Source organism: Devosia yakushimensis (genome assembly GCF_030159855.1).
In the GTDB taxonomy this organism is placed as follows: Bacteria; Pseudomonadota; Alphaproteobacteria; order Rhizobiales; family Devosiaceae; genus Devosia; species Devosia yakushimensis.
Window position 1 is genome coordinate 1 of the sequence record NZ_BSNG01000003.1, and the last position, 16,781, is coordinate 16,781.

Consider the following 16,781-nt stretch of genomic DNA (forward strand, 5'->3'; position numbering starts at 1 on the left):
TGCGGCGTGGGCGGGGTCGGCGCGGGCTCGGGTTCGGGCGCAGGCTGGGGCTGCGGCGCCGGTTCGGGCGGGGTTGGTTCGGGCTCGGGCTCCGGTTCGGGCGGCGGGGGCGTCGATTCGGGCGCCGGAGCGCTATTGGTTACCGGCATGGGTGTCGGCCTATCGGCCTCGGACGGAGTTTCCTGGTCCTGTTCGGTATTGCCGGTGGGCTGGGCCAGTTCGGCCGGCTGATCGGACTCGGCAATGGCGGGAGTTTGCGTATCGACCACTTCGCTATCGAGCGAACCCATGCGGATATTGCTGAAATCGCTGACCGGCACCAGATCGACCGCAATCGCGTTCTCAACCGTCGTCAACGGCTCCGCCAGCCCCAGATTGATGAGGCCGATGGTCAGAACCGCGATATGGGCGACAATCGAGACGGTGAGGCCGATGCGCATGGGGCGGGCCTATTGGTCCTGCTGCTGGGTGATAAGGCCGATCTTGGTGAACCCGGCTGCCGATAGCAGCCCCATGACCCGCATTACCGAGCCATAATTGGCTGTGGTATCGCCACGCAGGAAGATGCGGTCTTCCGTGCCGTTCACAGCCAATGCGGTCACCGTATTGATGAGCTCAGCCTCCGCCACCACGTCGTCGCCGACATAGATGGTGCCTTCCGGCGTCACCGCAACGGTGATCGGCTGGGTCTGGCTCGAAAGCTCGGCGGCAGCGGTCCTGGGCAGATCGATCGGCACGCCCGACGTCATCATGGGCGCCGCCACCATGAAGATGATGAGCAGCACCAGCATCACGTCCACCATCGGCGTAATATTGATTTCACTCATCACCCCGCGGCTGCGACGGCGACGGCGGCGGCTACCGCCTCCGCCTCCACCGCCAGATGCGACACCCATACCCATGCTAGCGGCTCCGTGCTTCGAGCTGACGGCTGAGAATGGTCGAGAACTCGTCGGCAAAGCCTTCCAGCCGGCCAATCATCTTGCCGGCATCGGCCGAGAGCTTGTTATAGGCGATAACCGCCGGGATAGCCGCGACGAGGCCAATGGCGGTCGCAAACAGCGCCTCGGCAATCGGCCCGGCCACCACGGCCAGATTGGTATTGGACGAGGCGGCAATGGCGGTAAAGGCGTTCATAATGCCCCAGACCGTGCCGAACAGGCCGATAAAGGGACCGGCCGAACCGACCGTGGCCAGAAAGCCCAGGCGCTTTTCCAGCGTCTCGCTCTCGCGGGCAATGGCCACGTCGAGCACCTTGTCGAGCCGCTGCTGCATGCCCACGAAGCTCGCCGCATTCTGCTCGTGGCTGCGCTTCCACTCCTTCATGGCTGCAACGAAAACCGCGCCCATGCCCCCGCTCGTCTTCTCAGATTGCTGCTGATAGAGCTCTTCCAGCGACTGGCCGGACCAGAAGACGCGCTCGAAGCGGTTCATCTCGGACTGCGTGCGACGATAGGTGATGGTCTTGTCGATGATGATCGCCCAGCACCAGATCGAGGCGCCCAGCAAACCAAGCATAACGGCCTTGACGATCCAGTCAGCGGCCCAGAACAGTCCCCAGATGGACAAGTCAGCGTGCGGGGCAACCGCCCCCACAGCATCCATGGCTTCCATGAAGTGATCCTTTTCGGCCCGGTCCACATGCCCGACCCACAGCGCAAGCCGATGGCGTCGAAATCTGTCAAAATTAAGAGAAATGCCCCATTTGCCGGGCTTTGCGGCTCGACAAACGGGATCAGCGTCCCTTTGCCGCAATTATGGTCAAGGAGTAGTTAACAAAGAGAGTCTTGGCGGCGGCTCACCAATGCCTCGCCCCTGAGTATTCTCCAGGCCATAGGTTCCCCCGGTGTCATTCCCGCGAAAGCGGGAACCCCTGTTTTTAGGGCTCTCCAAGCAAACGGAGGTTCCCGCTTTCGCGGGAATGACACGGTGGATGGTCCTAGGCCTTGGCGGCGAAGCGCGCGAGGATTTCCCGCGGCATCCGGGCCGGTCCGCCGGCGGTTTTGATGGCAACGACCACAACATTGGCCCGCGTCAGCACCGTCTGATCACGTAAAATTGCCTGACGCAGCGTCAATCGGGCGCCCGAAATGGTCGCAACTTCGGTCGTTACCGTCAGCAGGTCATCGATATGGGCGGCGCCATCGAACTGGAGCTCCATCGAGCGCACGGCAAAGGCAATGCCCTGCGCAGCCAGCTCGGAATGATGGATGCCCTCGTCGCGCAGAAATTCGGTCCGGCCGCGCTCGAAGAACTTGAGATAGGCGGCGTGATAGACATTACCCGAAAAATCGGTGTCTTCGTAATAGATGCGGACCGGAAAACTATGCTGCGTCATGTCGCGCCTTCCTTGCCGAGGTCGACGACTACAATCTCCGATTTCGTTCCCAGCCGCACCGGCCACCCGGAAAAGCCCAATCCCGAGGAAACGATGAGATGGCGGTCCTCCTCGACGATATGGCCGTAGGCGTAGCGGCTGCCATAGCGCGAGGGAACCACCGGGGTTTTGCCGAACAGGCGCACTTGCCCGCCATGAGTGTGTCCCGAAAGGGTGAGTGCAACATGGCCGGGAACTTCGGGAAAAATATCGGGCTCATGGGCCATCAGCACCACGGGCTCGTCCGTGCTGACCTGCGCCAGCGCGCCCTTGAGATCATCGACGCCATCCAGCCGGTCATAGCGCCTGGAGTGCTTGGGCGAGAAGGCAAACTGGTCGCCCAGGCCCGCTAGCCAGAAATAGCGCCCGCCATGAGCGATGCGGACTGCCCGATTGATATGGACCGGAATGCCCACTGCCGCGAGTGCCGTTTCCGCCCTGGTGGGGCCGCGGGCAATATCGGCGCGGCTATAGCCGTCATAGTCGTGATTGCCCAAAATGGCATGAACGCCGAGCGGCGCGGATAGCGCGCCCAGCGCGGCGGCCCAACGCGACGGGTCCAGCTCGAGCGAAAGGCGGGGGCCGGAGGCATAGTCGCCGAGCAGGAGGATTATGTCGGGCATGAGGTCATTCGCGCGCCGGCAGAATTCAGCGACGTGCCCCGGATTCGTCCAGGGCGTGCAGGCGTGGAGATCCGCCAGCGCCACGATGCGCAGAGACATGTCCTGCGGCCAGGCCGGCGGCTTGGGCGCATAATGGGTGACATGCAGGGTCACGAGGCACCGTGAGCGAACCGGAGAGCCAGGCTCACTCCTCCGGCTCCTCGAAAAGACTCGCCTGCAGGCCGACAAAGCCCTGCGGCACTACCTTGCCCAGATGCTGGAAGGCGAGCCCGGTGAGCATGCGGCCGCGCGGCGTGCGCTGGATGAAGCCCTGCTGGATCAGATAGGGCTCCACGATCTCCTCGATGGCGTCACGCGGCTCGCTTAGCGCCGCCGAGATGGTTTCAACGCCCACCGGCCCGCCATTGTAGAAATCGGCAATGGTCGTGAGATAGCGCCGGTCGAGCTGATCAAGGCCGCGCGCATCGACATCAAGCCGCAATAGCGCCTTGTCGGCCAGCTTGCGGTCGATCTGGGCAGCGCCGTCGACCAGCGCGAAATCGGTGACCCGGCGCAGCAGGCGCCCGGCAATACGCGGCGTCCCCCGCGAGCGGCGGGCGATCTCGAGGGCGCCATCGGCCGCCATCGGCATGCCCAAGAGCCGCGCGCCGCGCGTCACGATCTGCACCAGTTCTTCCGGCGTATAGAAATTGAGCCGCACGGGAATGCCGAAACGATCGCGCAGCGGTGTGGTCAAAAGCCCTGCGCGGGTGGTCGCGCCAACCAGGGTGAATTTGGCGAGATCGATCCGCACCGAGCGGGCGGCCGGCCCCTCCCCGATGATCAGATCGAGCTGAAAGTCTTCCATCGCCGGATAGAGGATTTCTTCGATGGCCGGATTGAGGCGGTGGATTTCGTCGATGAACAGCACATCGCGCTCTTCCAGATTTGTCAGCAGCGCCGCCAGATCCCCTGCCTTGGCGATCACCGGACCCGAAGTGGCGCGAAAGCCGACCCCCAGCTCGCGCGAAATGATCTGCGCCAGCGTGGTCTTGCCCAGGCCCGGAGGGCCGACGAACAACACGTGATCGAGCGCCGCGCCGCGTTGCTTGGCCGCCTGAATAAACACTTCGAGATTGGCCCGCGCCGCCGCCTGCCCGACAAATTCGGAAAAGCCGGAAGGGCGCAGGGAGACATCAAGCGGATCGTCACGCCCGGCGGCGGGGGAAGTCAGGTCGGTCAACTACTCAGCTCCCGCAGCCCCAGCCGGATCAGTCTTTCGGTTGATATCGTGTCCCCCTCTTGCGCCACGATGCGGGCGAGGGCGGCCGAGGCCTGGGCGCTCGAATAGCCCAGATTGGTCAGGGCGGACACCGCGTCGGACACATTGCCCGCGGCCCGTCCCTCGCCCAATGCGGCCTGCAGACCCAGCGTTCCGGCGTCGATCCCCGGTCCGGCCGGCACCTTGCCCTTGAGTTCGGTGACGATACGCACGGCAAGTTTTGGCCCCACGCCATTGGCGCGGCCGACCATGGCCTTGTCCTGCAGCGCAATGGCGCTCGAAATCTCGGCGGGCGACAGGGCCGACAATATCCCCAGCGCCACACGCGCGCCCACGCCCTGAACCGTCATCAGCAGGTGAAACCAGGCCTTCTCGGTTTCCGTGGCAAAGCCGTAGAGCCGGATCATGTCCTCGCGCACGAAAGTCTCGATGAACACCACGCAGGCTTCGCCCACGCGGGGCAATGCCTGCAATGTACGGCTGGAGCAGAAGATTTCGTAGCACACCCCGCCCACATCGATCAGCGCGAAGTCGTCGCCGAAACTGTCGACCAGCCCCTTGAGCTTCCCGATCATGCCAGCGCCCTCAACCGCTGCGCGGCCACCCGGTGATGGGCATGGCAGATCGCGATCGCCAGCGCATCGGCCGCGTCAGCGCCCTTGAACTGCGCCGCCGGCATCAAGGTTCGCACCATCAGCTCCACCTGCCCCTTTTCCGCATGGCCCGTGCCCACCACCGATTTCTTGACCAGATTGGCCGCATATTCGGCAACCGGCACGCCACGGGCCGCCGGCGTCAACAGAGCCACGCCCCGCGCCTGCCCAAGGATCAGCGCCGAGCGCGCGCCCTGATTGACGAAAGTCTCTTCCACCGCCGCCTCATGCGGGTTGAACCGGTCGAGCACATCGCCAAGCCCGGCAAAGAGTACGGCAAGCCGGTCGGCCAGCGCACCATCGGTTGGCGGCGTCAGCGTCCCTGCCGCCACAAAGCTCAGCCGATTGCCCTGCGTTTCGATCACGCCCCAGCCACAGCGGCGCAGGCCCGGATCGATGCCGATGATTCGTACGCTCGCATTCATAGGCACATCCTTAGTGTGGCTACGGCAACTTACCAAGCCGAATGTGAACAAAAAGGCAACAGAACCCGGTGGAAAACTGCGAAACGATAAAATTGTCCCCAAGCCGACAAGACCATGTTCAGCAGCCCCTCCTACCTTCACATCCGGGAATGCAAGGACGAACCAGATGACCGGATTACGAAGGGGCCTCCCCAAGCGGGCTTGGGCTCACGTCTATCGTGTAACCGGAGGGATCATCGCCGTTTCAATCGTCATTTCCGTCATCCTGACCAATGTCATCATGGAAGTGTCCTCCAATGGCGTGAATGTGCAGGGGCTGGCGGTCTCGGTAATCATGCCGATCGTTCTGGGCGGGCCGATGACATTCTTCCTCGTGCTCAAGCATGAGCAATTGCGCTTCGCCAACGAGCAGCTCGCCCATATGGCGACCACCGACTGGCTGACCGGGTGCCTGAACCGCGGCGCCTTCACCGGCAAGGTCGCCACCTATCTGGAACGGCGCAATCAGCAGCCCGGCGACGGCGGCGCGCTGCTGATCGTGGATGCGGACGACTTCAAGCGCGTCAACGACACCTTCGGCCATCACAATGGCGACGAAGCCCTGCGCCTGATGGCCCAGGCCATTCGCGGCGCGGTGGGCCGGCATGACCTGGTGGGGCGGCTCGGGGGCGAGGAATTCGGCATTTTCCTTGCGGAAGCGAGCCTGGAAACGGCCGATCTGGCTGCCGAACGGGTTCGCATGGCCGTCGGCGCGATTGTCTTTGCTCCGGGCGACACGCCCTGCCCGCTTTCGGTCAGCATCGGGGGCGCGGCCTATGTGAGCCGAGCCCGTTTTGCCGACCTCTACCGCCTCGCCGACCAGCGGCTCTACGACGCCAAGAATACCGGGCGGGACCGCGTCGCCATGATGCAAGCCGCCTGATCCTGGAGACCAGTATGTAACCGGACTGCCCCAAAAATTTTCAGCGCTTGATTTCTCCCATTTGCGAGTTCCTCATGTTGCCTTCCAAGACTTTGATCGCCTTGCAAAGCTGGTCCGGCGTTGCCCGCTCGACCTTGTTCGGTACCCTCGCCTGCATCGTGGTCTCAGTCACTTTCAACGCGCTGTTTTTCGACGATCTGGGAACGCAGGCGCTGCATCGCTCGATTGCCAGCGCCACGATATTGCCGATCATCCTAGGATTGCCGCTTTTCGGCTATGTCAGCCTGCGTTTGCGGGGCCTGGCCATAACCAACCGGCGCCTTGGGCTGGTCGCCCGGACCGACAGCCTGACCGACTGTCTCAATCGTGGCGCCTTCACCGCCAAGGTCGCAACCCAATTGGCCAAGGAACAGAAGAGGCCGAGCGGCGCCCTGCTGATGATCGACGCCGACAATTTCAAGGCCATCAACGATCTCTTCGGCCATGATGCGGGCGACGAGGCCCTGACCATCATCGCCCGCTCGATCCGCGCCGTCTTGCGCGGCGGCGACATTGTCGGGCGCATGGGCGGCGAGGAATTCGGCGTTTACCTACCGGGCGCCGACATGCGCAGCGCCGAGGTCATTGCCGAGCGTATCCGCCGTTCGGTCAACCTGGCCGTCTTCCTGCCCCATGGGCGGTCCCGGCCGCTTTCGGTCAGTGTAGGCGGGGCGGTGTTCGACCAGCCCACCAGCTTTTCCGAGCTATTCCATATCGCCGATCAGCGGCTTTACGGCGCCAAGCAAACCGGACGCAATCGCGTGACAATTGCCCATATCACCGACCATCCGGTGGTGGATCTCAAAAAGAGCGCATGAAAAAGGCGGCGCCGCGGCACCGCCCTTTCGCAAAACCGGAAGGCCTCAGCTGGCGAGCTTGGCCATGTCCTCTTCGCTCATTTCGAAGTTCGAATAGACATTCTGCACGTCGTCATCTTCTTCGAGCGTATTGATCAGCTTCATCAGGGTGCTGCCCTTTTCCGCATCGATCGGCGTCTTGTTTTGCGGCTCCCAGATCGCCTTGACCGATTCAGCCTCGCCCAGCACCTTTTCCAGCGCCGCTGCAACTTCCACCATCGCCTCGAAGGACGTGTAGATATAATGGCCTTCCTCGTCGCTCTCGACGTCGTCGGCGCCTGCCTCGATGGCCGCTTCCATCACCTTGTCTTCAGTGCCGGCAGCGATCGGATAGGTGATCTCGCCAATACGGTCGAACATGAAGCCGACCGAATTGGTTTCCCCCATCGCGCCACCATTCTTGGAGAAATACGAGCGGACATTGGAGGCAGTGCGATTGCGATTGTCGGTCAGCGCCTCGACGATGATGGCGACACCGCCCGGGCCATAGCCCTCATAGCGGATTTCATCATAGTTCTCGCCATCGCTGCCGATGGCCTTCTTGATGGCGCGGTCGATATTGTCCTTGGGCATGGACTGGGCGCGGGCATTGGTGACCGCCAGGCGCAGGCGGGCATTGAAGGCGGGGTCGGGCATGCCCAGCTTGGCCGCAACCGTGATTTCACGCGCCAGCTTGGAGAAGATCTTGGAGCGCACCGCGTCGGACTTGCCTTTGCGGTGCATGATGTTTTTGGCGTGGGAATGGCCTGCCATTCGAAACCTCGGAAACGGTCATAACTTGAATTTGGCCCGCTTATAGGGGCAGGCCGCCCAAAAATAAAGCGTGGCTAGCCGAAGTCGGGTTCGGCCTGCCCCAATACGCCGCCGATCCGCACCGGTAGCGCCTTGCGGGCGAGGCCGGTGCGCGGATCGGTCTCCACCGCTATGCCGCACAGGGTCGCCTCCCCTTCGGCCGGGGTGAAGCGGCCATTGGGAATGCCGGTAAGGAACCGGTTGAGCGGCTCGTCGGCTTCCACCCCGATAATGGAGTCGAAATCCCCACACATGCCGGCATCGGCCATCAGCGCCGTGCCACCTCTAAGGATGCGGTGATCGGCAGTGGGAATATGAGTATGGGTGCCCACCACAAGGCTGACCTTGCCATCGAGGAAAAAGCCCATGCCCTGGATTTCCGAGGTAGCCTCGGTATGGAAATCGACAATGATCGCATCGGCCTGTTCGCCCAGGGGACAGGCTGATACCGCCGCTTCGACCGCCCGGAACGGATCATCCACCGGCCCCATGAAGACCCGGCCCAGCGCATTGATGACCAGGACCCGGTGGCCATTGCGGCCCTCGACGAACATGGCTCCGCGGCCCGGCGTGCCCCCCGGCATATTGATGGGCCGCAGCAATGTCGTCTCGCGCTCGATATAACTCAGCGTATCGCGCTGGTCGAAGGCGTGGTCTCCCAGCGTCACGATATCGGCCCCGGCATCGCGAATGCCGTTGAAATGGGGTTCCGTCAGACCACGGCCATGGCTGGCATTCTCGCCATTGACCACGACAAAATCAAAGCCATAGCGCTCGATAATGCCCGGCAGGCGCTCGGCGACCGCATCCCGGCCCGACCGGCCGACCACATCTCCCAGAAACAGGAACTTCATTGGCTGGCGCCAAAATGGCGGATACCGGCTTCGGTAATGATCGCATCGAGCGGAATGTCGTGCGCTTCGCGCGGCAATAGCGGAAATTCCTGCGCGGCAAAGGCGAGCCCGATCAATTGCGGCTTCTTTTTCATGCGCACGATGGTCCTGTCATAATGTCCCTTGCCATATCCCAGCCGGGTCCCGGTGCTGTCAAAGCCCAAAAGCGGAATCAGCACGATATCGGGTTCAACCACCGGCGCCGTCTCGATCGGCGCCAGCGTTCCGAAGCCGGAGGGGTAAAGCGCTTCATCATCGCCCCAGAGCCGCATGATGAGGGGTTGGTCGCCCTCCGTCACCGGCAGGCAGACCGGCTGGCCGGAATCCATCAGCCGCACCAGGATCGGCCGGCAATCGAACTCGTCGCGGATCGGCCAATAGCCGGCCACGATCCAGTCCGGTTCCAGGGTAACAGCATTGAAGAAGGCATTGGCGGCAATCGCGCCGGCATCGGTGCGGATATCGGCGGCAACCGACGCCCGTGCCAGACGCGCCTTGTCGCGCAACACGGCCTTGGCATCTTCGATGTGATCGTCTGCCATAGGCGCCGCTCGACTCAAAACTAGGTGCCACCCTGGCCGTGGGATAGTCGATCCCGGGAACCTACAACGTAGGTGGGCGCCGTATGTCCGAACCCACGGGTCCGGTCAGGGACAGCTCCCTTAGGAATCGATAAGGCCCCGGGGATATTGTTATCCATCACGCACCGGGCAGCAGCCAAGATATAGGCGCTTCGCGCGGCCGGTGCAAAGGTGGAATTAGATTTGATCCAGCCAATCTTGCGATTGGTGCAGAACGCGCAAAATAACGATGTCCGGATCATCGAACCGATAAACCATTGCGTGCGACCCGTAATATCGGACCCGCACCTCCATGCTCAGGTAGTCGCGGATCGGTGACGCCAAAGGATGGCGCGAGGCCAGCTCCGCAGCATCCAGAAACAACATGTAGTAAAGCTCGGCAGTCCTTTCGCCGAACTCGCGCTTGCCATTCTCGTATTTACATAAAGGTCCTGGGTCGCCTGCTCAGCAAAATGAAACGCCATGATTAGGCCGCGTCAGGCCTGATATGGGCAGTTCTGCGGCGGGCCTCATCGAGAATTTCCTCTGCCGTCAGCGGGCTGATGCCGCTATCGATACCTTCCTGCACCAAGCGTTCGAACTCGGCAATCTTGTCGGCCCGCTCCTGATCCCGCCGGACCAGATCACGCACATAATCACTGGAATTGCCGTAGCGGCCGGTCTCGACCTGGGCCTCGACCCATTCCTTCATTGCGTCGGGCAGCGAAACATTCATCGTGGCCATGAGCGATCTCCTTTCGCTCTAAAATAACGCCATTGGCAAACTTTGCCAAGACTGGCAATTGCATGGCATTCCCCTTGCCGCCCGGCGCGGGCCACCCCACTATCGCCAGCGCTAGTGCTGGGCCCGCTCATGATTGCTCAAATCCTCATCGTCATCATCGCCGCCATCGCCGTTACCGTCTTTGCCGAACGGCGCGATATCCAGCCGCCGCTGCTGGTCGCCATGGTGGGGCTGGCCGCCTCGTTCATCCCCGGCATGCCGCGGCTGGAGCTGGAACCGGAAATCATTCTGGGCCTCGTGCTGCCGCCCATGCTGTTCTCGGCGGCCGCCGATTTTTCCTTTTTCAGTTTCGTCAAACGGCTCGGTTCGATCGTCAATCTGGGCGTATTCCTGGTCGTGGCAACGACTTTTGCCGTGGCCGGAATTGCCACCTTCGCCATTCCCGGCATGACCTTTCCCGTCGCCCTGGTGCTGGCCGCCGTCATTGCACCGCCCGATGCGGTCACTGCCATCACCATCGGCCGCAAGGCAGGCCTGCCATCGGGACTGATGACGGTGCTGAAGGGCGAAAGCCTTATCAATGACGCGGCAGCGCTGACCCTGTTCGGCGCCGCCGTCGCCACCGTGGCCGGCACGCCCGCCTTCATCGACAATCTGACGCTCTATTTCACCTATTCGGCCATAGTCGCCATCATCGTGGGGGTCGCACTGGGCTGGGCGGTGCAGTCCTTCCGCGTCCGGTTGAGCAATCCATCGCTCGCCACCGTCGTTTCCGTACTGACCCCGTTCGCAGCCTATTTGTTGGCCGAGGAATTCCACGCTTCCGGCGTTATCGCCGTGGTCGCGGCCGGCTTTTCCCTGGGCCATAACGCGGCGGAAGTGAGCTATGCCGAGCGCATGCAGGAACGCCAGTTCTGGCGCACGATCGACACCCTGCTCGAAACCTTCGTCTTTGCCTATATCGGCCTGCAATTGCGCTTCGTCATCGACGACGCCCATGGCGCCGGTTTCGAGCTGCCGACCCTGTTGGGTACGGCGGCCCTCATCCTGCTCGCCACCATTCTCGTGCGCTTCGCCTGGATTTACGGCACCGCCATTCTGGGCCGATGGCGGCATCGCGGCATTGAAAAGCGCATCAGCCGGGTCAAGGCTCCGCCCGGCCGCCGGTTTGAATTGATGCGCCCCTTCAGCTGGAAGGAAAATCTGGTTTTGTCCTGGAACGGCATGCGGGGCGTGGTGACATTGGCGGCCGCCGCCGGTATTCCCCTGCTGACCGCGAGCGGGGCGGAATTTCCCTGGCGCGACGCCATCCTGGCACTGGCCTTTCTCGTCACGATCGGCACCCTGCTGCTGCAAGGCCTCACCCTGCCCTGGCTGATCAAAAAGCTCGACGTGTCCGATCCCCACGATGCCGAGCACGAACAGCAGCAGCGCACGCTGGCCCGCACGCTGTCGCGGGCGGCAGCCAATGCCGCGGTCGACGACTATCTGCGCGACAATACCTCGGAGGCCGACCAGCGCCTGGGCGATATGATGCGCCGGCGCCTGCCGGGTAACCAGAAGCAGGCCGACCCCGACCACAACCTCGACCGCACCAAGATGCTGGCACTGAGCCAGACTATGCTTGCCGCCCGCCGCGACCGCCTGATCGCGGCCCGTGACGCCATGGAGCTGGACGATAGCGTGGTGCGCGAAATGCTCGAGCAGATGGACCTCGAACAGGCCGTTGCCGACAATATGCAGAGCCGGATGCGTTAGGAGTGCGGCGATGAGGCGATTGGGGCTGGTTGTTCTGGCGCTGCTGTCCGGATTGATCGCGCCGCGCGCGGCCACGCCCGAGAGCAACGAGCCGACCCAGTCCTGCTTCACGCTGAGCAAAGAGGAAAACGTCTGCATCACCGAGCCCGATTATGTCGCCGATGTCTGTACGGCCATTTCCGCCTATGCCGGGCATTGGCAATTACCGGAAGCGTTTTTCGCCCGCCTGATCTGGCAGGAAAGCCGCTTCGACCCCTTCGCCATCAGTCCTGCCGGCGCTCAGGGCATAGCCCAGTTCATGCCCGGCACCGCCCGGCTGCGCCGCCTGGACGATCCGTTCGACCCCAGCCCCGCCCTCGCCAAATCGGCCGAATATCTGCGCGAGCTCGAACTCAAATATGGCAATCTGGGGCTGGCGGCGGCCGCCTATAATGCCGGTGAGAACCGCATATCGGGCGTGGTGCAGATCGGCCGCGGCGTGCCGCGCGAAACCCGCGCCTTTGTCTCGATCATTACCGGCCGGCCGATCGATTACTGGTTGGACGAGCCCAGCGAAGCGGTGGACTATACGCTCCACCCCGAACGCGATTTTCATGCGGCCTGTGTCGACATGGCCAGCGCCACGCCCATGCCCGATTTCGGCCCCGAACCGGCCGGCTGGCAGCCCTGGGGCGTGTTGATCTTCCAGAATGCTTCGCGCCAGATCGTGACCCATCGTTTCGAGGCGGTACAAGCCAGATTTCCAGACGTGCTCGGCAGCGAGCCCATGATGCTGATCACGGCGCGCAACCCCAATTTCGGCAATCAAACCCGGTTCTCGGCCATGGTCGGAAGGCCGACGCGCGCCGAGGCACAAAGCCTCTGCACCGCGCTGCTCAGGGCTGGCGGCAATTGCGTGGTGCGCAAGAACGGCGACTAGGACCAATCGCCCCTAGCCGTGCGGCAGCGGCGCGGTTTCATCCAGAACCACGGCAGCGCCTTCCAGCGCTCGGGCGGCCTCACCCAGTTTGGCGGCGAATTTGTGCTCCAGCGCCTCATATTCGGCCGCCACTTCCTGGCCGGCCCGGGCCAGCACGGTGACCTCGGTCTCAAGCGCCTTGATCTTGCGTTCGGCCTCGGCCAACTCATCCAGCACGGCAATGCCGGCCATCACCGTCAAGCGGTTATCGCCGATTTCACCCACCGCACCCTTGAGCCCTTCGACATGCGTGTTGAACCGCTCGGCCAACCCGATCAGGTGCTTTTGCTGGCCCTCTTCACAGGCCATGCGATATTTGCGGCCATTGATTTCGACATTGACTTCAGGCACCGGTCTACTCCGCCTTGGCCAGCACGTGCCGGACCGTTTCCATCGCCTCGACCAGCCGGCGCGACACATCATGGGCGCTGTCATCGAGCCGCTTGGCCCGTGCAGAGGCCTTGTCGAGTTCGGTCGCCAGCCGCGCCCGCTCCTGCACCAGGCGCTGGGTATCGACCTCAATGCGATTATGCTGGCGCATCCGTGTACCGAGATTTTTGACGCTTTGATCCAGTCGCGCCATGGCCCGGTCGAACCGCGCGGTGGCGGCCATCAGCCCGTCTTCAAGTTCGTTGTCGCTCATCGCCGTCAATGCCTTTCCGGCTCATCGGGCCCCTGACGAATCCTGCCCCAGCCATGCCGTCAATGCAACCACTCCGCCAAAGGAGCAAATCGGCCGTCATTGACAGGCAATCCTAACCTGTTATGCCTCGAACCGCCTTTTGGGAGGAGGCGCCCGACGCCTCTTCTCCCCAGTTTTAGAGCAATTCAAGAGAGCGGAAGCCGCGATGACGAATACAGCCCAGCAGAACGATTTGGCCAATGCGATCCGGTCCCTGTCCATGGACGCCGTCGAAAAAGCCAATTCCGGCCATCCCGGCCTGCCCATGGGCTGCGCCGATATCGCCACTGTGCTGTTTACCAAGGTCATGAAGTTCGATCCCGCCGACAGCAAGTGGGCTGACCGCGACCGCTTCATCCTCTCGGCCGGCCATGGTTCGATGCTGCTCTATTCCAGCCTCTACCTGCTCGGCTACGAGGACATGACCATCGACCAGGTCAAGAACTTCCGCCAGCTCGGCTCCAAGACCGCCGGCCATCCCGAATATGGCCACGCCACCGGCATCGAAACCACCACCGGCCCGCTCGGCCAGGGCCTCGCCAATTCGGTCGGCTTTGCCGTTGCCGAGGCCAAGCTCGCCGCCGAATTCGGTTCCGACATTGTCGATCATCACACTTGGGTCCTGGCCGGTGACGGATGCCTTATGGAAGGCATTTCCCAGGAAGCCATTGCCCTGGCCGGTCACCTCAAGCTCAACAAGCTGACGGTCATCTGGGACAATAACTCGATCACCATCGACGGCGCTGTGTCCAATTCCGACAGCACCGACCAGATCGCCCGCTTCAAGGCGGTGCAGTGGAACACGATCGAGATCGACGGCCACGACCAGGACGCCATCGAAAAGGCCCTGCTTGCCGCCAAAAAATCCGACAAGCCGACCCTGATCGCCGCCAAGACCACCATTGGCTTTGGCGCGCCCAAAAAGGCCGGCACCGAAAAGGTGCATGGCGCCCCGCTCGGCGCCGAGGAACTGGCCGGCGCCAAGGCCGCGCTCGGCATCACCTATCCGGCGTTCGAAATCCCGGCCGAAATTCTCGCCACCTGGCGCGCTGCCGGCACCCGCAGCCAGAATATTCGCGGTGAATGGCAGTCCCGCCTCGCCGCCCATCCCAATAAGGCCGAGTTCGAACGCCGCATGAAGGGCGACCTGCCCGCCGCGTTCAAGCCCGCCATCGACGCCTTCAAGAAAAAGCTCGTCGAAGACAAGCCCAAGGTGGCGACCCGCAAGTCGAGCCAGATGGCGCTGGACGTGATCAACGCCGTGCTGCCCGAGACCCAGGGCGGCTCGGCCGACCTGACCCACTCGAACCTGACCAATACCAAGGAAATGGTGCCCTTCCAGGCCGATAATTACCTTGGCCGCTACATGATGTATGGCATCCGCGAGCATGAAATGGCGGCCGCCATGAACGGCATTGCGCTCCATGGCGGGCTCATTCCCTATGGCGGCACCTTCATGGTCTTTACCGACTATGCCCGCCCCTCGATCCGCCTGGCCGCACTGATGGAGGTACGCTCGATCTATGTCATGACCCATGACTCGATCGGCTTGGGCGAAGACGGTCCGACCCACCAGCCGGTGGAACACCTGACTGCCCTGCGCGCCATTCCGAACCTCCTGGTCTTCCGCCCGGCCGATGCCGTGGAAGCGCTCGAATGCTGGCAGCTGGCACTGGAAGCGACCCATTCGCCGTCGATCCTGGCCCTGTCGCGTCAGAACCTGCCGGCCCTGCGCACCGAATACCAGGCCGAAAACCTGTCGGCCAAGGGCGCCTATGTCATCGCTGGCGACAGACAAGCTGACGTCGTGATCTTCGCCACCGGCTCGGAAGTGGCCATCGCCGTGGAAGGCCAGAAGCAACTGGCCGAGCAGGGCATTGCCGCCAAGGTCGTGTCGGTGCCTTCGATGGAATTGCTGGCCAAGCAATCCGATGCCTACAAGGCAGAGCTCTATGGCAATGCCAAGGTCCGGGTCGCTGTCGAAGCCGGCATAGAAATGAGCTGGAGCAAGCTGCTGGGCGACAAGGGCCGCTTTGTCGGTATGCACTCCTTCGGCGCCTCCGGCCCGATCGACGCGCTCTATGATCACTTTGGTCTTACGGCCAAAGCCGTTGTTGAAGCCGTCACCGCACAGTTGTAAGAGAGCCGCGCCTCCCTTTCCCACCTCCCACCTTTGAGGAGCCTCCTATGGCAGTTCGCGTCGCCATCAATGGTTTTGGCCGTATCGGCCGCAATGTTCTGCGCGCCATCATCGAATCCGGCCGCACCGATATCGAAGTCGTTGCGATCAACGATCTCGGCCCGGTTGAAACCAATGCCCATCTGTTCCGCTTCGATAGCGTCCATGGCCGCTTTCCCGGCGAAGTGAAGGTGGATGGCGACACGATCGATGTCGGCCGCGGCCCGATCAAGGTGACCGCCGTCCGCAATCCCGAAGAGCTGCCGCATGCCGCCATGGGCGTCGATATTGCGCTCGAATGCACCGGCATCTTCACCTCCAAGGAAAAGGCCTCGGCCCACCTCAAGGCCGGCGCCAAGAAGGTGCTGATCTCGGCTCCCGGCGAAGGCGCCGATCTCACCGTGGTCTATGGTATCAACCACCAGAAGCTGGCCAAGGAGCACATCATCGTCTCCAACGCCTCCTGCACCACCAATTGCCTGGCTCCCCTCGCCTATGTGCTGAACGAGACCGTCGGCATCGAAAAGGGAATGATGACCACCATCCATTCCTATACCGGTGACCAGCCGACCCTCGACACCATGCACAAGGATCTCTATCGCGGCCGCGCCGCGGCGCTGAGCCAGATCCCCACCTCGACCGGCGCCGCCAAGGCCATTGGCCTGGTGCTGCCCGAGCTCAAGGGCAAGCTGGACGGCGTCTCGATCCGCGTGCCGACCCCCAATGTGTCGCTGGTGGACTTCAAGTTCATCGCCAAGCGCTCGACCACGGCCGACGAGATCAACCAGATCGTCAAGGGCTATGCCGAAGGCGCGCTCAAGGGCATCCTGGGCTATACCCTCCACCCCAATGTCTCGATCGATTTCAATGGCGACAGCCATTCTTCGACCGTGGCTTTCGACCAGACCAAGGTGATGGACGGCAATTTCGTTACCGTCCTCTCCTGGTACGACAATGAATGGGGCTTCTCCAACCGCATGGCCGACACCGCCGTGGCGCTCGGCAAGACGCTCTAGATTTTGCCCGCATGATAGCAAAGACCCCGTCGTGATCCACG

General features: G+C 62.7%; 19 protein-coding genes, 1 other RNA gene and 2 pseudogenes. 6 read left to right on the forward strand and 16 right to left on the reverse strand.

Annotated features, from left to right (window positions below):
• The 8 genes and pseudogenes from QQL79_RS18530 to ruvC form a co-directional block, all read right to left on the reverse strand.
• Positions 1–440 (reverse strand): annotated as a pseudogene (locus tag QQL79_RS18530) (hypothetical protein); the annotation flags it as partial.
• 9 nt (positions 441–449) lie between these two features.
• On the reverse strand, positions 450–902 hold the full coding sequence (tolR, locus tag QQL79_RS18535) for a protein TolR (RefSeq protein WP_284393402.1): 453 nt from the start codon (positions 900–902) through the stop codon (positions 450–452).
• Position 903: 1 nt separating this feature from the next.
• Positions 904–1,605, reverse strand: a complete 702-nt coding sequence (gene tolQ, locus QQL79_RS18540) for a protein TolQ (protein WP_284393969.1) — start codon at positions 1,603–1,605, stop codon at positions 904–906.
• A 334-nt stretch (positions 1,606–1,939) separates the two neighbouring features.
• Positions 1,940–2,338: a tol-pal system-associated acyl-CoA thioesterase gene (gene ybgC, locus QQL79_RS18545; RefSeq protein WP_284393403.1), complete on the reverse strand. Its 399-nt coding sequence runs from the start codon at positions 2,336–2,338 to the stop codon at positions 1,940–1,942.
• Entirely contained in the window at positions 2,335–3,153 is an 819-nt protein-coding gene (locus tag QQL79_RS18550) for a metallophosphoesterase (protein ID WP_284393404.1), read from the reverse strand. The genes ybgC and QQL79_RS18550 overlap by 4 nt, the downstream gene beginning before the upstream one ends.
• A gap of 31 nt (positions 3,154–3,184) precedes the next feature.
• Positions 3,185–4,222 carry a Holliday junction branch migration DNA helicase RuvB gene (gene ruvB / locus QQL79_RS18555; protein ID WP_284393405.1) on the reverse strand — a complete coding sequence of 346 codons (1,038 nt, stop codon included), beginning with the start codon at positions 4,220–4,222 and terminating at the stop codon, positions 3,185–3,187.
• The gene (gene ruvA / locus QQL79_RS18560; protein WP_284393406.1) at positions 4,219–4,836 is read right to left on the reverse strand and encodes a Holliday junction branch migration protein RuvA; all 618 of its coding nucleotides are present in this window, start codon (positions 4,834–4,836) and stop codon (positions 4,219–4,221) included. The genes ruvB and ruvA overlap by 4 nt, the downstream gene beginning before the upstream one ends.
• Positions 4,833–5,339: a crossover junction endodeoxyribonuclease RuvC gene (gene ruvC / locus QQL79_RS18565; RefSeq protein ID WP_284393407.1), complete on the reverse strand. Its 507-nt coding sequence runs from the start codon at positions 5,337–5,339 to the stop codon at positions 4,833–4,835. Before ruvC ends, ruvA begins: the two co-directional genes overlap by 4 nt.
• 166 nt (positions 5,340–5,505) lie before the next feature.
• Between ruvC and QQL79_RS18570 the strand changes: the two genes are divergently transcribed.
• Complete coding sequence (locus QQL79_RS18570; RefSeq protein WP_284393409.1) at positions 5,506–6,261, forward strand: GGDEF domain-containing protein; 756 nt, start codon at positions 5,506–5,508, stop codon at positions 6,259–6,261.
• 74 nt (positions 6,262–6,335) lie between these two features.
• Positions 6,336–7,118 (forward strand): GGDEF domain-containing protein, encoded by a 783-nt coding sequence (locus QQL79_RS18575; protein WP_284393413.1) that lies wholly within the window; start codon positions 6,336–6,338, stop codon positions 7,116–7,118.
• A gap of 45 nt (positions 7,119–7,163) precedes the next feature.
• Here the strand turns inward: QQL79_RS18575 and QQL79_RS18580 are convergent, their stop codons facing one another.
• The 6 genes and pseudogenes from QQL79_RS18580 to QQL79_RS18605 form a co-directional block, all read right to left on the reverse strand.
• Entirely contained in the window at positions 7,164–7,910 is a 747-nt protein-coding gene (locus tag QQL79_RS18580; protein ID WP_284393414.1) for a YebC/PmpR family DNA-binding transcriptional regulator, read from the reverse strand.
• A 74-nt stretch (positions 7,911–7,984) separates the two neighbouring features.
• Positions 7,985–8,803, reverse strand: a complete 819-nt coding sequence (locus tag QQL79_RS18585; protein ID WP_284393416.1) for a TIGR00282 family metallophosphoesterase — start codon at positions 8,801–8,803, stop codon at positions 7,985–7,987.
• Positions 8,800–9,384, reverse strand: a complete 585-nt coding sequence (locus tag QQL79_RS18590; RefSeq protein WP_284393418.1) for a 5-formyltetrahydrofolate cyclo-ligase — start codon at positions 9,382–9,384, stop codon at positions 8,800–8,802. The genes QQL79_RS18585 and QQL79_RS18590 overlap by 4 nt, the downstream gene beginning before the upstream one ends.
• Before the next feature lie 21 nt (positions 9,385–9,405).
• Positions 9,406–9,562, reverse strand: a non-coding RNA gene (ssrS, locus tag QQL79_RS18595) — 6S RNA.
• A 38-nt stretch (positions 9,563–9,600) separates the two neighbouring features.
• A pseudogene (locus QQL79_RS18600) lies at positions 9,601–9,807 on the reverse strand (type II toxin-antitoxin system RelE/ParE family toxin); the annotation flags it as partial.
• Positions 9,808–9,889: 82 nt separating this feature from the next.
• Complete coding sequence (locus tag QQL79_RS18605) at positions 9,890–10,147, reverse strand: type II toxin-antitoxin system ParD family antitoxin (RefSeq protein WP_284393420.1); 258 nt, start codon at positions 10,145–10,147, stop codon at positions 9,890–9,892.
• Positions 10,148–10,276: 129 nt separating this feature from the next.
• Between QQL79_RS18605 and QQL79_RS18610 the strand changes: the two genes are divergently transcribed.
• Both QQL79_RS18610 and QQL79_RS18615 read left to right on the forward strand, forming a co-directional pair.
• On the forward strand, positions 10,277–11,905 hold the full coding sequence (locus QQL79_RS18610; RefSeq protein ID WP_284393421.1) for a Na+/H+ antiporter: 1,629 nt from the start codon (positions 10,277–10,279) through the stop codon (positions 11,903–11,905).
• Positions 11,906–11,915: 10 nt separating this feature from the next.
• Positions 11,916–12,824: a lytic transglycosylase domain-containing protein gene (locus QQL79_RS18615; RefSeq protein WP_284393422.1), complete on the forward strand. Its 909-nt coding sequence runs from the start codon at positions 11,916–11,918 to the stop codon at positions 12,822–12,824.
• Between the two features lie 12 nt (positions 12,825–12,836).
• Here QQL79_RS18615 and QQL79_RS18620 read toward each other — a convergent pair whose 3' ends face one another.
• Together QQL79_RS18620 and QQL79_RS18625 are read right to left on the reverse strand one after the other, a co-directional pair.
• Positions 12,837–13,214 (reverse strand): cell division protein ZapA, encoded by a 378-nt coding sequence (locus tag QQL79_RS18620; RefSeq protein ID WP_284393423.1) that lies wholly within the window; start codon positions 13,212–13,214, stop codon positions 12,837–12,839.
• Positions 13,215–13,218: 4 nt separating this feature from the next.
• On the reverse strand, positions 13,219–13,506 hold the full coding sequence (locus QQL79_RS18625) for a DUF4164 family protein (protein WP_284393424.1): 288 nt from the start codon (positions 13,504–13,506) through the stop codon (positions 13,219–13,221).
• A gap of 205 nt (positions 13,507–13,711) precedes the next feature.
• Here QQL79_RS18625 and tkt point away from each other — a divergent pair, with 205 nt between their 5' ends.
• Together tkt and gap are read left to right on the forward strand one after the other, a co-directional pair.
• Positions 13,712–15,685 carry a transketolase gene (tkt, locus tag QQL79_RS18630; protein WP_284393425.1) on the forward strand — a complete coding sequence of 658 codons (1,974 nt, stop codon included), beginning with the start codon at positions 13,712–13,714 and terminating at the stop codon, positions 15,683–15,685.
• Positions 15,686–15,732: 47 nt separating this feature from the next.
• The gene (gap, locus tag QQL79_RS18635) at positions 15,733–16,740 is read left to right on the forward strand and encodes a type I glyceraldehyde-3-phosphate dehydrogenase (protein WP_284393426.1); all 1,008 of its coding nucleotides are present in this window, start codon (positions 15,733–15,735) and stop codon (positions 16,738–16,740) included.
• Positions 16,741–16,781: the final 41 nt, after the last annotated feature.